Source organism: Lysobacter sp. M2-1, from assembly GCF_022662495.1.
GTDB lineage: Bacteria > Pseudomonadota > Gammaproteobacteria > Xanthomonadales > Xanthomonadaceae > JAKPBU01.
The window spans coordinates 810,972-826,445 of record NZ_JAKPBU010000001.1 but is presented as its reverse complement, the minus strand read 5'-3'; the positions used below and the strand labels follow the sequence as shown (position 1 = coordinate 826,445).

The window sequence follows — 15,474 nt, the reverse complement described above, 5'->3', positions numbered from 1 at the left end:
GCGGCGCCCTACAATGCCCGCATGAATACCGCGCCACTCAGCTGGAAGCCCCTTGCCGGTCGCGCGCTGGAAGCCGCGCTCAACCGGGCCGTGTCGCTGGACGAGGAAGCGCAGCGCGCGGTGGCTGCGCTGGAAGGGCAGCGGATCGCGATCCGGCTCGAATCGCCCGCGATGGCACTGCAGGTGACGGTCGAGGATGAACGCCTGGCGGTCGGCCCGGTCGCCACGCAAGGCGAACCCGACCTGTCGGTGCGCAGCACGCTCGGCGGCCTGCTCTCGCAGCTGCCGTTCTTTCGCAACGACGCCGCGCCGCCGGTGGGCAAGCTGCGGATCGAAGGCGATGCGGAGCTCGCGCGGCGGCTGCAGAAGCTGGCCGCGAATTTCGACCCCGACTGGCAGCGGCCGTTCGCGGCGGTGCTCGGCGACGTGATCGGGGTGCAGGTCGCCAATGCCTTCGCCGCAGCGTTGCGGCAGGCCAGGACGTTCGCCGGCAACAGCGCCGAAGTGGCGGCCGAATACCTGACCGAGGAATCGCGCGACATCGTGCCGAAGGCCGAGCTCGAAGCGTTCCACGACGATGTGGACGCGCTTCGCGACGATGTCGAACGCATGGCCGCACGCGTTGCCCGACTCGGGGCTGGCAAGTGAGTTCCCTGCTGCGCGCAGCGCGCATCGGCCGGGTGCTGTTGCGGTATCGGCTGGATGCGCTGCTGGACGATACGCCGGCCGAGCGCTGGCTGAGGCTGATGCGGCCGTTCGTGCCGCGCGCTTCGGCCGAGGTCGAGGCGATGCCACGCGGCGTGCGCTTGCGCATGGCGCTGCAGGAACTGGGCCCGATCTTCGTCAAGTTCGGCCAGATCCTGTCCACCCGGCGCGACCTGGTGCCGCCGGACGTGGCCGACGAGCTCGCGCTGCTGCAGGATCGGGTAGCCCCATTCGATGGCGAAGCCGCACGCAGAATCGTGGAACAGGCGCTTGGGCGTCCGGTCAGCGAAGCGTTCACGGCCTTCGACACCACGCCGCTGGCGTCGGCCTCGATCGCACAGGTACACGCAGCGGTGTTGGCGGCGACGGACGGCGCGCCGGCACGCGAGGTCGTGGTCAAGGTGCTGCGGCCCGGCATCGAGCGCCAGGTCGCCGCCGACATCGCCTTGCTGAGCAACATCGCCGGCATCGTCGATCGCACCCATCCCAGCGCCGACAAGATCCGTCCGCGCGAGATCGTGGCCGAGATCCGGCACACGCTGGCCGCCGAACTCGACCTGCAGCGCGAAGGCGCCAACGCTTCGGTGCTGCGGCGTTTCTGGCTGGACTCGCCCGATCTGTACGTGCCAGAAGTCATCTGGTCGCATACCGCCGAGCGCGCGCTGACCATGGAGCGCGTGCATGGCATCCCCAGCGACGACATCGTGGCGCTGGACGCCGCCGGGATCGACCGCAAGGCGCTTGCGGCCAAGGGCGTGCGTGTGTTCTACACCCAGGTGTTCCGCGACAATTTCTTCCACGCCGACGCCCACGCCGGCAACATCTGGGTCGATGCGACGCGCAAGGACAATCCGCGCTTCATCGCCCTGGATTTCGGCATCATGGGCCAGCTCTCGAGCGAGGATCAGTACTACCTCGCCGAGAACTTCATGGCGATCTTCAACCGCGACTACCGGCGCATCGCCGAACTGCACGTGCAGGCAGGATGGATGCCCTCGCACATCCGCATCGACGAGCTGGAAGCGGCGACGCGCGGCGTCTGCGAGCCGTACTTCACCCGGCCGCTGAGCGAGATCTCGCTGGCCGAAGTGCTGATGAAACTGTTCCGCACCGCGCAGCGCTACGAGCTGACCCTGCAGCCGCAACTGATCCTGCTGCAGAAGACGCTGCTCAACATCGAGGGCGTGGGCCGGCAGCTGGATCCGAAGCTCGACATCTGGGCGGTGGCGCGGCCGGTGCTCGAGCGCATCCTGGTGGAGCGCTACAGCCCGCAGCGCCTGGCCGCCGAGTTCCGCAAGCGCCTGCCGGAACTGATCACGCATGCGCCGGACATGCCGCGGCTGCTGCATGCCTGGCTCACCCAGCAGGTCGAAGGCCGGCACGAACTGCAGATGCGTTCGCGCGACCTCGCCGAGCTGGCGCGGGTGGCGCGCGAAGGCCAGAAGCGCGTGGTCGCCGCGGTGCTGGGCACCGGGCTGCTGATCGCGGCGGCAGTGCTGTATGCGCTCGAAGCCGCCGGACCCCGGCTGCTGTCGCTGCCGGTCTCGGCCTGGATCGCCGGCATCGGTGGACTGTGGGCGCTGCTGGCGGCATGGCCGCGCCGCGACAAAACGCGCAGGCGATGATGCACGCCGCGCCGCAGCGCGCCATGGACACGCGCGGCCGGCCGTTCGAGAACGATCGCAGTCCAGCCGCCAGTTCGGCTGGTGGGACGCAGGCCATGGACCTGTCGGTCCTCTATCGCGACGCGTTCCTTGCCATTGTCGACAAGCCCGCAGGACTGATGGTCCACGACAGCGCACTTGCGCGCGGCGAAACCGATTTCGCCGCCGACCGTCTGCGTGAACAGTTCGGCTGCCCGATCTTCCTCGTCCACCGCCTCGATCGCGCCACCAGCGGCTGCCTGCTGCTGGCGTTCGATCGTGACACCGCGTCCGCGTTGGGGCGGATGGTGATGGCCAACGGCCTCGATTCGGGGGTTGATGAAGAGGCGCAATCCGCGCGGATCTTCGAGAAGGACTATCTGGCCGTCTGCCGCGGATGGCCGGAACCTCATTTCGTCGTCGACCATCCGCTCGACGGCGGCCCGGGCAAGCCGGTCAAGAAACCGGCGATCACCGAGTTCGAGTGTCTGGCAACGACCGAGCTTGCGATCGCGTCGCAGGGGTTCGCGACGTCGCGCTACGCCCTGCTGCGCGCGCGTCCGCACACCGGCCGCTTCCGCCAGATCCGCAGGCACCTGAAACACATGTCGCACCATCTGATCGGCGACACCAGCCACGGCGACGGGCGCCACAACCGCAGTTTCCGTATGCTCGGGATCCATCGGATGCTGCTGCATGCCGAGCGGCTGGCCTTTGTGCATCCGGTGACCGGCTCGCGGGTTTGCGCGATCGCGCCGCTCGACGTGCAGCTCGCGCTGGCATTGGCCCTGTTCGAAACCCGGGACGCAACCGGTCCGGGGCTGGATCAGCTACAGGGGAGCCCCTACCAGGTGCCGGTTGCAGGAGGGGCCAGCGGATCGAACTGGCCTGGCCCCGACAGTCCCGACTGCGGGTAGGGCGGCGCCACGATCGCGCTCCCGTTCGATCCATCGATCTGCCGTTGTATCCCCGAGTCGATCAGGCCGCCCGCATCCTGGAGCAGCCCGCTGCCGACCTGCTGCATCGGCGTGGGAGACGTGCCAGGCTGACCGGTCGCCGCGGCAGCTGCCTGCATCTGCGCGGCATCGGATGCCTCCTGCTCGCGCGCGCTGGCCATCGCCTGTTGCGTCAACTCGATCTGCATCTGGAGCAACGCAGCCTGCTCGCTCCCGGTTCCGGCGCCAGTTCCGGGCCGCGGCATCTGCGGATCCGCGGGCGGAATAGAACCGCCATCCGCGCGCGCCGGATCGAGCACACGGCCTGCAGGGCTGTCGACATAGGCGGGATCCTGTGCGATCGCGACCTGGGCCGTCGCCAGGATCGCCAGCAAAGCCGGGATGGCGCGCCGGGCGGCCCTGCGGCGGCGAGCGCGTGGGTGCGTGCTCGGCATGACGAATCCTCCTTGAGTCGTGCTGGCATGATCCCGCGCGCCAGCGGGAGCGTCAATCCAGCCCGTACACTGGTGTCAGGAGTCGTCGATGCCCCCATCCCTCACCATTCCAGACGCCGAACTGATCGAGCGTTTCGTGCGTGCCTCCGGTCCGGGCGGGCAGAACGTGAACAAGGTCGCGACCGCGGTGGAGCTGCGCTTCGATGTGGCGCGCTCGCCGTCCCTGCCCGAGGCGGTGCGCGAGCGGCTGCTGGCGAAGCGCGACCGGCGCATGACCGACGATGGCGTGTTCGTGATCAACGCCCAGCGCTTCCGCACCCAGGAGCGCAACCGCCAGGACGCGCGCGAGCGCCTGCATGCGTTCATCGAAGCCGGCCTGCACGCGCCCAAGCCGCGCGTCGCGACGCGTCCCTCGCGCGCATCCAAGGAACGCCGGCTGGATGCCAAGCGCCGCAGCAGTACGATCAAGCGCGGCCGCGCGAGCCGCGACTGGGACTGAAGGACACGGCATGGCCGAAGCAACAGACGTGGTGCTGCAGTTGCCGCCCAACGCCCCGCGCGTGCGCCCGAATGCGTTCACGCGCTGGCTGGGGCGCACGGTCTTGCGCCTGGGCGGCTGGCGCATGGTGGGCAGCTTCCCCGACATCCCGAAACTGGTGCTGATCGGCGCGCCGCATTCCTCGAACTGGGATGGGGTATGGGGGCTGTGCGCGAAGCTCGCCCTGGGGCTCGACATCCGCATCCTGGGCAAGGACTCGCTATTCCGCATTCCCTTGCTGGGCACGGTGCTGCGGCGCATGGGCATCATCCCGGTCGACCGCAGCAAGGCGCGCGGCGTGGTCGAGCAGTCGGTGGCGCTGATCCGCAGCAACCCCCGGTTCTGGTACGGCCTGGCACCGGAAGGCACGCGCAAACAGGTCGAGCGCTGGAAGACCGGGTTCTGGAAGATCGCCAAGGCCGCCGACGTGCCGATCCTGCCCGCCTACTTCCACTACGGCCAGCGCGTGGTCGGCATCGGCCCGCTGTTCCACGCCGGGGACGACATGCAGGCCGACATCGCCCGCATCCAGGCTTGGTATCGCGAGGTGTCGCAGGGCCGCAACCACGACGTCTAGGCCCGGACCGGCGGCCGACTGCCGTGTCCGGTTTGTGCGAAGCTTGACGTGATGCTGGCGAGCGCATCACGGCCCATGGGGCCGCGGTGCGGGCTCGGTCCGGATCGCGCGGGGATGCAATGGAACACGGGGAGTCACAAGGATCCGACTCGGCCGGCGCACGCCGCTGGCGCCAGCGCGCGTCCGCAGGTGCGCATGCGGTCTTCGGCAGCATCGACTGGCAGCCGCCGGCATGGACCGGCGCGCTGCGCACGCGGGTGCAGGCGCAACCGATGCGCTGGTGGGGCGGCGCGCTGGCGATCTCGCTGCTGCTGTTGCTCGGCCTGTGGTGGGCCAACCGGCCGAAGGTGATCGATCCGGATGCGGTCACGGCCGAGGTCTCGGCCCCGGAGATCACCGACTACACCAAGACCCCGCCCGTGTTCTCGCCGCTGCGCCTGCGTTTCGCCGGGCCGGTCGCGCCGATCGCGCTGGTGGGCAAGGCGCCGAAGGGCGTCACGCTCGCACCGGCACATCCGGGCCAGTGGCTGTGGAGCGACGACCGCACTCTGGTGTTCACGCCCGCCAAGGATTGGCCGATCGGCACCGCGTTCACCATCGCGCTCGATGCCAGGGCCGCGATCGCGCCGAAGGTGAAGCTGGCGCAGGACGAATTCGAATTCAGCACCGCGCCGTTCAAGGCCGAAGTCGCCAGCGCCGAGTTCTACCAGGACCCTCAGGATCCCAATCTCAAGAAGGCCGTCTACGCGCTGGGCTTCTCGCATCCGGTCGACGCCGCATCGCTCGAAGCGCAGCTGGGCTTCGCCTATGCCGACGGTGGTGGCCGCGCGCTGCCGGCGCCAGGCAAGACGCTCACCTTCGACGAGCACCGGCTCAAGGCCTGGGTCCATTCGGCCCCGCTCGAGTTGCCGGAGAACGGCGGCAAGCTGGTGCTGGAGGTGGACGAAGGCGTACGCAGCACGCTCGGCGGCGAGGGCACGCAGGACCCGCTGACCGCCACGGTCGCCCTGCCCACGCTCTATAGCGTCAGCGTCGACAGCATCGAGGCCACGCTGGCCGAGAACGACCGCTACGAACCCGAGCAGGTCCTGGTGTTCGGCTTCAACCAGGCCATGCGCGACAGCGACGTGGCGCGCGCGATCGAAGTGCGCCTGCTGCCCGACGCCGACCCGCGCAAGCCGCCCGCCGAGCGTCGCCCCGGCCACTACTGGTCGACGGCCGACGTGGACGAGACCGTGCTCGCGCAATCGCCGCTGCTCCCGCTCACGGCGGTGCCGTCCGAGCGCGAGTTCATCGAGACCCACGGCTTCCGCTACAAGGCACCGCCGAACCGTTTCGTGCATGTGCGCGTGGCCAAGGGGCTGAAGTCCTTCGGCGGTTTCATCCTCGGCCAGAACAAGTTCGAAGTGCTGCGGGTGCCGCCGTATCCGGAGCTGCTGCGCTTCGTCGGCGAAGGCGCGCTGCTGTCGCTGCGCGGCGAGCGCCGGGTCAGCGTGGCCGCACGCAACGTGTCCGGCATGCGCCTGGAAGTGGCGCGCGTGCTGCCCGGCGCGCTGCATCAGCTGGTGCAGAACAACGGTGGCGACTACGCCAAACCCAGCTTCGATTACCTGTCCGAGGACAGCCTGGTCGAGCGCGAGGAAACGCGGCTGCGTTTCCCGCCGGGCGATCCGGCCAAGACCCGCTACGAAGGCATCGACCTGGGCCCGTTCCTGGCCGAGGGCCGGCGCGGCGTGTTCCTGCTGAGCCTGCGCGATCTGAGCGACTACGATGCCGCCAAGCCCGCGAGCGAAACCCTCGCCGACGACGCGGGCTCCGAGTACGACCGCCGCCTGGTGGTGCTCACCGACCTGGGCGTGCTGGCCAAGCGCGCCCTGGATGGCAGCCGCGACGTGTTCGTGCAGTCCATCGCCACGGGCACGCCGGTGTCGGGCGCTACGGTGCGCGCGGTGGGCCGCAACGGCTCGACCCTGGTCACCGCCACCACCGACACCGACGGCCGCGCCCGCCTGCCCACGCTGCAGCCGTTCAAGCGCGAGAAGCAGGCGGTGATGCTCACCGTGGAGCAGGGCGGCGACCTGTCGTTCCTGCCGCTGGATGCCGAAGGCCGGGTGCTCGACTACTCGCGCTTCGACATCGGCGGCGAGGACAACGCGCTCGAATCCGGCGAGCTCAAGGCCTCGCTGTTCTCCGACCGCGGCCTGTACCGGCCCGGCGACACCGTGCACCTGGGCATGATCGTGCGCGCCGCCGACTGGAGCCGTCCGCTGGCGGGCCTGCCGCTGGAACTGCTGATCACCGACCCGCGCGGCACCATCGCGCGGCGCGAGCGGCTTTCGCTGGGCGATGTCGGCTTCGAGACTTTCGATTACACGCCTTCCGACGCCGCCCCCAGCGGCACCTGGACCGCGCAGCTGTACTTGATCGGCAAGAACGACGAACGCACCGAGATCGGCAGCACCACGGTCCAGGTGCGCGAGTTCGCGCCGGATACGATGCGCGTGCAGGCGCGCTTCTCCCAGCAGGTGGCCGAAGGCTGGGTCAAGCCGGCCGGGCTGAAGGCGCTGGTCCACGCCGAGAACCTATTCGGCACGCCCGCGCAGGACCGCAAGGTCGAAGCCAGCGTGGTGCTGCGCCCCGCCTTCCCCGACTTCGCCAGCTGGAAGGGCTGGGACTTCTACGATCCGCAGCGCGCCAAGGACGGTTACGACGACAGCCTGCCCGATGCCAAGACCAATGCGCAGGGCGATGCCGAAATTCCGCTGGGCCTGGAGAAGTACGACCGCGCCACCTACCAGCTCAGCCTGTTGGTGCGCACGTTCGAGCCGAGCAGCGGCCGCAACGTGGCCGCCAGCGCGACCACGCTGGTGTCCGACAACCCCTATCTCATCGGCATCAAGCGCGACGATGAGCTGGGCTACGTCAAGCGCGGCAGTCAGCGCAGCGCACAGCTGGTGGCCATCGGTCCGGACGCGAAACCGATCCGGACGCAGGGGCTGCGCGCGGTGCTGGTGGAGCGGCGCCACGTCTCGGTGCTGACCAAGCAGAACTCCGGGCTTTACAAATACGTCTCGCAATTGCGCCTGGACGACCGCAGCGAAACCGCGTTCGACTTCGCCGGTAAACCGCGCAGCTACACGCTGCCGACCGACAAGCCCGGCGACTGGCGCCTGGAAATCCGCGATGGCAAGGGCCTCGCACTCAACCGGGTCGACTACAGCGTGGCCGGGCAGGCCAACCTGACCCGCGACCTGGAACGCAACGCGGAACTGACCCTGTCGCTGTCGAAGGACAACTACAAGCCGGGCGAGGAGATCGAGATCAGCGTGCGCGCCCCGTATCCGGGCGCCGGACTGATCACGATCGAGCGCGACAAGGTCTATGCCCACGCCTGGTTCAAGGCGGACAGCAACAGCTCGGTGCAGAAGATCCGCGTGCCCGAGGGCCTGGAAGGCAACGCCTACGTCAACGTGCAGTTCGTCCGCAACCCGGATTCGGACGAAGTGTTCATGAGCCCGCTGTCCTACGGCGTGGCGCCGTTCTGGATCGACCGCAGCGCGCGCAAGCAGCCGCTGTCGATCCGCCTGCCGAAGGTTTCAAAACCCGGTGCCGAGGTCCCGCTCACCATCACCACCCAGGGCAAGGCGCGCGTGGTCGCGTTTGCGGTGGACGAGGGCATCCTGCAGGTCGCGCGCTACAAGGTGGCCGATCCGCTGGACACCTTCTTCGCCAAGAAGATGCTGCAGGTGGACACCGCGCAGATCCTCGACCTGATCCTGCCCGAGTTCAGCCGCCTGGTCGGCCGCTCCGCGCCGGGCGGCGACGGCAGCGGCGATCTTGCGAAGAACCTCAACCCGTTCAAGCGCAAGGCAGAGAAGCCGGCGGTCTGGTGGTCCGGACCGATGGACATCGACGGCGAACGCACCGTGCGCTTCCGCCTGCCCGACCACTTCAACGGCAGCTATCGCGTGGTCGCGATCGCGGTGACGCCCGCGCGCGTAGGCATCGCCCAGACCACGGCGATCGCGCGCGGCGACTTCGTGCTCACGCCCACGTTGCCCACGCACCTGGCGCCGGGCGACGAGTTCGAGCTGCCGATCGGCGTCGCCAACACGGTGGCCGGCGGCAAGGCGACGCTGCCGGTGACCGTGGCGCTGTCGTTGCCGCGGGGGTTGAGCCTGGTCGGCCCGGCGAACGCCACGCTGCAGCTCGCACCGGGGCGCGAAGCCACCGCACGCCTGCGCCTGCGCGCGGGCCAGCGGCTTGGTGCATTCGCCGTCGGCATCAGCGCCAGGTCTGGCCGCTACGCCGCGCAGCGCAGGATCGAGGTTTCGATCCGCCCGGCCGTGCACCTGCGCCAGGACCTGCGCGTCGGCTTCACGTCGAAGCCATACGCGATCGAGCCGCTGCGCGCGATGTTCCCGGAACTGGCCAAGCGCCGGATCGCCGCATCGTCCTCGCCGCTGGTGGCGATCGACGGAATCGCGGCGTATCTGGCCGACTATCCGCACCTGTGCACCGAGCAGCTGGTGAGCGCCGGCATCCCGGCGCTGGTCGACGCCTCGCATCCCGAGTTCGGGCTGCTGCGTGGGGCTGGCGCCCAGGGCAGCGCGCGCGCGCTGGACGCGCTGCGCACGCGGCAGAACGGCGAAGGCGGCTTCGGCAGCTGGAGCTCCACGCCCGAGGTCGATCCGTTCGTGTCGGCCTACGGCGCGCTGTACCTGGTCGAAGCGCGCGAGCGCGGCGTCGCGGTGCCGTCGAATACGCTGGATGCGGCGAACGCCTGGCTGCAATCGCTGGCTGGCGACCGCGCGCTGACCACGCTGCCGCAGCTGCGTGCGCGCGCCATGGCGGTGTACCTGTTGGTCCGCCAGGGCCGCAGCGCCGGCAACCTGCTCAGCGCCGTGCGCGAACAGCTAGAGGCCAGCCATCCCAAGACCTGGAAGCAGGACGATGCCACCGCGCTGTTCATCGCCGCCAGCTACCAGCTGCTGCAGCAGGACGCTGCCGCGGCGCCGCTGGCCGAGGCCGCGCTGAAACGCGCGAATGCGAAGGCGTCGGCGGTGGCGCCCGGCTTCGTCGAGTACTACGACGCCGACATCGCGCAGGGCTGGAGCGTGTACCTGCTGCACAAGCACTTCCCGCAGCTCGCCGCGCGCATCACCGGCACCGCCATCGCGCGCCTGCTCGAACCGCTGCGCAGCGACCGCTACAACACGCTGTCGTCCGCGCTGACCCTGCTGGCGCTGGAAGCGCGCGGCGGCAGGCCGGGCACCATGCCCGGATTGCAGGCCACCGACGCCGCCAACAAGGCGCGCGCCATCGGCGAAGTGTCGGGCCTGCTGCGCGCAGGTGCATTCAACGCAGGCGACCGCGCGCTGCGCGTGCTGCCGGCGCAGAACACCACCGCCTGGTACGCGTTGACCCAGAACGGCTTCGACCGCACCCCGTCGCCCGCGGTGCAGGACCAGGGCATCGAACTGGTGCGCGAGTACCTGGACGCCGCCGGCAAGCCGGTCACGCAGCTGCCCATCGGCGGCGAAGTCACCGTGCGCCTGCGCGTGCGCGCGCTGGGCAACCGCGCCTACAGCGACGTCGCCATCGTCGACCTGCTGCCCGGCGGTTTCGAAGTGGTGATGCAGACCCCGCCGCCGGCCAACGACGCCGACTGCGAAGACTGCGGCGACGAACCGGTCGCCCCCACCCTCGCGCTACCCGGCAGCAGCTTCGTTCCCGAACACGTCGAACCGCGCGAGGACCGCGTGTTGCTCTACGGCAACGTCGGCAGCGGCATGCAGGAGTTCAAGTACAGGATCCGCGCCGGCAACGCCGGCAAGTTCGCCGTGCCGCCGGTGTATGCGGAGGCGATGTATGAGCGGGGGGTGTATGCGCAAGGTGAAGGCGGTCAAACCATCGAGGTCGGTGAGACAACAAGATGACAAAACAGTTTGCGTCCTTGGTCTAGCCTGTTATAGCGAACTTTATTCGTTTTATCGCGAGTGAATCATCGTGCCGGGCATCTTCATCTCTCGCGGAATGACACTTCGAGTGCCTATTGGTGGAATGGTTATAGGCACAGAAGAAGAGCGATTTACGATAAAGAGTTTGACCCTGCATGTTCGTTTTGACGTTTGTCCGACATGGATGGAGCTGGCTTTACAGCACACAGATAAATCAGTGGAAGCGAGAAAGAATCGCGAGAAAGTATGGAAGGAGTCCGATGAAGACGCAAAGGCGGCCGCTTTAGAGCGAGAATTTGAATTCTCCATGCAAGCAGTCATGGCTTCGGCGATCGCTTTGGATGCGTTTTATTCCATTCTTGTGCAGCACGTCTTGATACCTCCTTCCATGCTGAAGAAGTGGCGCACCACAAGGACTTCGCGCTACTCGCAGGTCACGGAAGTCTTGCGCCGCGCGTTCAATCTTAAACCTCAAGCTGTAAAAGCGATTCGGGGCAATCTAAAGGAAATTTACAGATTTAGAGACTTGGCTGTACATCCATCCGGAAAGATTGAAGCTCCTACCTACCATCCGGAACTGGATGTAGGCGTAGAGTGGAGATTTGCATTCTTTAGAGCATCAAACGCTGAGCAAGTCTCAAACATTGCAACGTGGATCATCTGGGAGCTCAGCAAGAACGGAAGTCCAAAGGATCATGACGTTAAAGAGTACGTTACCAATCTGAATGCTCGACTAGATCAAATATTTCCAAGTGGCCACCCCAACGCTTCAGTTGCCAGAAGCGATGTCGTTTAACACATTCATGAGTGGGAACCGTAGTCAAAGTACAGATCTTGAATTGGTAATCTGACTGCTGTTGTCCGCTCACAAATTTTGTGACCAATCTTACGGCCGTGCTTGGCACGGGATGGAGCGCGTTCATGGGGCGGCGTCATGCGGCTTGAAACAATCTCGATCCGGAATTTTCGGCTCCTGAGACGGCTCTCGATCGACTTGGCGAAAGAGAAGACGACCACGATCCTTGTGGGTCCGAACAACAGCGGTAAGACATCGGTCATGGACGCCTTGCGGTTGTTTGGCATGACAGGCGCGAAGGCGCCGGACGTGTCGTTCCATGATCTGTCCCAGCTCCGCCACAAAGACTTCAAGAGGATCGAGGCGCTCCTTGCGAAGGCGGCTGACGGCACAGTAAAAGCTGAGATCGTCAGAAGGCTCGCGCCCCGCATGCGGATCGATCTGACCTTCTCTTATACAGATGACGCCGCCGACTTGATCGCCGCGACGGACCTGCTTATGGATCTCACAGCGGGGACCAACCAGGTTCGTTTGCGTATCGACTATGGTGTCAAGAAGGCCAAGCAGCTCGTAGACGAATTTGAAGCCCGAGCGGTCCCGGAGCAATCCCTTCGCGATTTCCTGAAAGGGTCTTTCAGCCACTACTACGAGCGCACCTACTACAAGGTGTCTGCTGACGGTTCGGAGGTCGTCGAGCTCGACGACATCGGTCCACTCAGGAGAATTTTGAAGATCGATGTCGTGCCGGCGCAACGGCACGTGGACGACGACGAAACGAGTCGATCGGCAAAACTCTCAAAGCTACTGCACGATCACTACACGCGCTTCTACAAGGTAGATGACGCGGCCGGGTATCAGGCGATCGAGAATGCACTCATGGTTAGCGCGGATGACCTCACTCAAAAGTACGGCACGGCCTTCGGTCGTCTTACAACTCGTCTCCAGAGCTTTGGCTATCCGCAAGGTCAGTCGGCTCCTGACCTCCGTGTTCGTGCCCAAATGAGCGCCGAAACAATCTATCGCGACAATGCCCGCATCTTCTATGCCAGCCAGCACGCCGGGCGTGAAGGGGTGATCGAGGAGTTCGAGCTGCCGGAGAAGTACAACGGACTCGGCTACAAGAACCTCATCTACATCGTCTTACAACTGGAATCCTTTCGGGCCGCACTGGAAACCGCGTCCGATGAGAAGCCACGAGTTCACATTATTGCGATCGAGGAGCCGGAGGCTCACCTCCACCCGCAAATGCAGACGGTCTTCATCAGCGAGATTTCCAAGGCGCTGGAAGGCGACGGGGGCACGACAGCGCAAGTTATCCTTTCCACCCATTCCTCTCACATGATCGCTCAATCCGAGTTCGAGCCGGTGCGGCACTTCAGGCGCGCAGGGAGGGAGGTCATTGTAAAAGACCTGTCGAAGTTGCCACTGCCGGCGACCATGCCGGGCGTCCTCGACTTCCTGCGCCGCTACATCCGGCTCACGCATTGCGACCTGTTCTTCGCGGACAAGGCCATCTTCATCGAAGGGCAGGTGGAGCGTCTCCTCATGCCACTTATGGTGGAGGCTTGTTCCAAGCTCGAAGGCTGCGGCGACTTCTCCAGCCAATACATCAGCATTTCGGAGATAGGCGGGGCTTACGCGCACAAGTTCAAGCCATTGATCGACTTCCTCGGCATTCCAACGCTGATCATCACCGACCTGGACTCGGTCGATGACAACTCCGAGAAGTGCAAGGTTTCCGACGGGAAGCGCACGAGCAATATCGGTCTTCGGGACTGGCTGCCTGGAAAGACCGCGGTCGCCGATCTGCTCGCCTGCGATGATGCCGCGAAGATGCAAGGAGCCATCCGGGTCGCCTATCAGGTCGAAGAAGGTGGGCATTGCGGACGCTCATTTGAGGAAGCCTTCATCTATGCCAACTTCCAATGGTTGACGGATAATCATGCGACGCTCACGGCCACCGCCACACCACTTAAGAAGTCGGTAGACAGGGATCTTCTGGCAGACGCATGGGAACTGAGCGGAAAGCTCGGAAAGGTCGATTTTGCGCTCGACCTGATCTCTACCCCTGGCTGGTCGACCCCGAAATACATCCAAGATGGCCTAGTCTGGCTCGCTCAGTATCGAGCCAACGTATGACTGAGGCGGATAAGAAGATCTTCGAATGTCTAGAAGGGCGTCAGAGCTTTCTGATCGACGCCGGGGCAGGCTCGGGTAAAACATCCTCCCTCGTCCGTGCGCTCGATTACATTCGCGGACCCGAGCGAAAGAAGCTGGTCAAAGACGGCCAACGCGTAGCCTGTATCACCTTCACGAACGTCGCCAAGAACGAGATCATCGAACGGACAGATCACGACCCGCTCTTTGAGGTCTCGACGATCCACGACTTCCTCTGGGGAGCCATCAAGCCTTTCAGAAAGGAACTGAAGCCCGCGCTCCTGACATTCAATGCGGAGCTGCCAGACAAGAGCCGGCGAAAGCAGGATCAAGCGGAACTGGAAGAAGCGCTAAAGGGCGTTCCCAGCGTCACCTATTCGGATCGCGGCGCGAACTTCTTGGAGGGTCGCATCTACCACGATGATCTCCTCGGCGTTGCCAAAGTCATGTTCCGCTCTCACCCAATGCTCTCCAGAGTCGTCGCAGCGCGCTATCCATTCATTTTCGTCGACGAGTATCAGGACACGCATATAGACGTGATCGAGATCCTTCTCGACTACCTCATGGCGGCCAATCCGCGTCCCTTGATTGGATTCTTTGGTGACAAGGTTCAGAGCATCTACCCGGACGGCGTTGGCGAACTATCCGACGCCCGGCAAGCGCAGCTTGTGATCATCAAGAAGGAAGAGAACTATCGCTGCTCCAAAGCGGTCATTGGGATTCTCAATAAGGTGAGAACCGATATCCAGCAGGTTCCGGCTGGCGACAATGCCGATGGCGTCGCTGTGTACGTCAACTTAGCCGGGATCGACTCAGCCACAGACATCACGGACGCAGCTCTTGCGAAAATTCGAGAGACCTTCGGCTGGGAAATTGAAGGGGAGTTGAAGGTGTTGTTTCTCACCCACAGGCTCATCGCCCGGAAGGCTGACTATGAGGGTCTCTGGTCGGCGTATAACGATCGTGGAGGCTTCGCGAAGGAGCGCTTCCAAGCGGGCGAAGACCCTATTGCGCAGTTTCTCGCGTCAGATATCGATACCGTCATCGAGCGGTGGCGGGCTGGTAAGGTTGGGGCGACGGTCGCGCTTCTTGCCAAGTCAGGAAAAAGCCTTGCATCCGCCGACGAAAAGGCCCGCACAACGGCTGCGCTAGATAAGCTGGCGGCTATGGCGGAAGGTGACGTGACCATCGGGCAAGTCTTGCAACATGTCCGGGAGACCAGACTGCTGATTCTTCTGGACGACCTCGAAATAGCACTGTCCGGCGAAGCTAAACCCGCGGAACCCGAAACGCCCGAAGCGAAGCATCAAACCTTTATGGCGACCCTGCTTGCTCGTCCGTACCGGGAGTTCAGCAACTATCACGCAGTTCTGAAAAATCATCTGCCTTACTCCACCAAGCACGGCGTTAAGGGTGACGAGTTCCAAAATGTCTTAGTAATTCTGGACGACGCCGGGGCCAACTGGAACCAGTACTCATTCGGCAATCTCTTGGCCGGAGTCGACACTAGCGACGCTCGGCTGAAGCGCACGAGGAATCTTTTTTACGTCTGCTGTTCGCGGGCCAAGGACAAGCTCATCGTGGCCCATGTTGGTGATGGCGATCGGACACGGATGGAGGCGTTGTTCGGTTCTGAAGCTGTCGCGATCTGATACCTAGATTCGGGCCTAGATCCTCAACTCCCTCGACGCCCTAAGATTCACGTGTG

9 protein-coding genes and 1 pseudogene are annotated in these 15,474 nt (G+C 65.1%); 9 read left to right on the top strand and 1 reads right to left on the bottom strand.

The window, feature by feature from the left end; translation table 11 throughout:
- Positions 1-21: 21 nt before the first annotated feature.
- From MC375_RS03610 to MC375_RS03600, 3 genes and pseudogenes are all read left to right on the top strand, one after another.
- Complete coding sequence (locus MC375_RS03610; RefSeq protein ID WP_242101938.1) at positions 22-648, top strand: SCP2 sterol-binding domain-containing protein; 627 nt, start codon at positions 22-24, stop codon at positions 646-648.
- Positions 645-2,330, top strand: coding sequence for a ubiquinone biosynthesis regulatory protein kinase UbiB (gene ubiB / locus MC375_RS03605; protein WP_242101937.1), 1,686 nt, complete (start codon positions 645-647; stop codon positions 2,328-2,330). Before MC375_RS03610 ends, ubiB begins: the two co-directional genes overlap by 4 nt.
- A gap of 95 nt (positions 2,331-2,425) precedes the next feature.
- Positions 2,426-3,145 (top strand): annotated as a pseudogene (locus MC375_RS03600) (pseudouridine synthase); the annotation flags it as partial.
- Between the two features lie 47 nt (positions 3,146-3,192).
- On the opposite strand, the gene MC375_RS03595 reads toward MC375_RS03600, so the two are convergent.
- Positions 3,193-3,738, bottom strand: coding sequence for a hypothetical protein (locus MC375_RS03595; protein ID WP_242101936.1), 546 nt, complete (start codon positions 3,736-3,738; stop codon positions 3,193-3,195).
- 88 nt (positions 3,739-3,826) lie between these two features.
- Between MC375_RS03595 and arfB the strand changes: the two genes are divergently transcribed.
- The 6 genes from arfB (at position 3,827) to MC375_RS03565 (ending at position 15,418) form a co-directional block, all read left to right on the top strand.
- Positions 3,827-4,237 carry an alternative ribosome rescue aminoacyl-tRNA hydrolase ArfB gene (gene arfB / locus MC375_RS03590; RefSeq protein ID WP_242101935.1) on the top strand — a complete coding sequence of 137 codons (411 nt, stop codon included), beginning with the start codon at positions 3,827-3,829 and terminating at the stop codon, positions 4,235-4,237.
- 10 nt (positions 4,238-4,247) lie between these two features.
- A complete protein-coding gene (locus MC375_RS03585; protein ID WP_242101934.1) occupies positions 4,248-4,853 on the top strand; it encodes a lysophospholipid acyltransferase family protein in 606 nt (201 codons plus the stop codon).
- Between the two features lie 119 nt (positions 4,854-4,972).
- Positions 4,973-10,792 (top strand): alpha-2-macroglobulin, encoded by a 5,820-nt coding sequence (locus MC375_RS03580; protein WP_242101933.1) that lies wholly within the window; start codon positions 4,973-4,975, stop codon positions 10,790-10,792.
- Positions 10,793-10,862: 70 nt separating this feature from the next.
- The gene (locus MC375_RS03575; RefSeq protein WP_242101932.1) at positions 10,863-11,609 is read left to right on the top strand and encodes a hypothetical protein; all 747 of its coding nucleotides are present in this window, start codon (positions 10,863-10,865) and stop codon (positions 11,607-11,609) included.
- 138 nt (positions 11,610-11,747) lie between these two features.
- On the top strand, positions 11,748-13,748 hold the full coding sequence (locus MC375_RS03570; protein WP_242101931.1) for an AAA family ATPase: 2,001 nt from the start codon (positions 11,748-11,750) through the stop codon (positions 13,746-13,748).
- Positions 13,745-15,418: a UvrD-helicase domain-containing protein gene (locus MC375_RS03565; RefSeq protein WP_242101930.1), complete on the top strand. Its 1,674-nt coding sequence runs from the start codon at positions 13,745-13,747 to the stop codon at positions 15,416-15,418. Before MC375_RS03570 ends, MC375_RS03565 begins: the two co-directional genes overlap by 4 nt.
- Positions 15,419-15,474: the final 56 nt, after the last annotated feature.

What these genes read in the sequence shown, in the direction of transcription:
- arfB (WP_242101935.1), top strand. Translation starts at nt 3,827, where the DNA reads ATGCCCCCATCCCTCACCATTCCAGACGCCGAACTGATCGAGCGTTTC.
- MC375_RS03585 (WP_242101934.1), top strand. Translation starts at nt 4,248, where the DNA reads ATGGCCGAAGCAACAGACGTGGTGCTGCAGTTGCCGCCCAACGCCCCG.
- MC375_RS03570 (WP_242101931.1), top strand. Translation starts at nt 11,748, where the DNA reads ATGCGGCTTGAAACAATCTCGATCCGGAATTTTCGGCTCCTGAGACGG.
- MC375_RS03610 (WP_242101938.1), top strand. Translation starts at nt 22, where the DNA reads ATGAATACCGCGCCACTCAGCTGGAAGCCCCTTGCCGGTCGCGCGCTG.
- MC375_RS03565 (WP_242101930.1), top strand. Translation starts at nt 13,745, where the DNA reads ATGACTGAGGCGGATAAGAAGATCTTCGAATGTCTAGAAGGGCGTCAG.
- MC375_RS03580 (WP_242101933.1), top strand. Translation starts at nt 4,973, where the DNA reads ATGGAACACGGGGAGTCACAAGGATCCGACTCGGCCGGCGCACGCCGC.
- MC375_RS03595 (WP_242101936.1), bottom strand. Translation starts at nt 3,738, where the DNA reads ATGCCGAGCACGCACCCACGCGCTCGCCGCCGCAGGGCCGCCCGGCGC.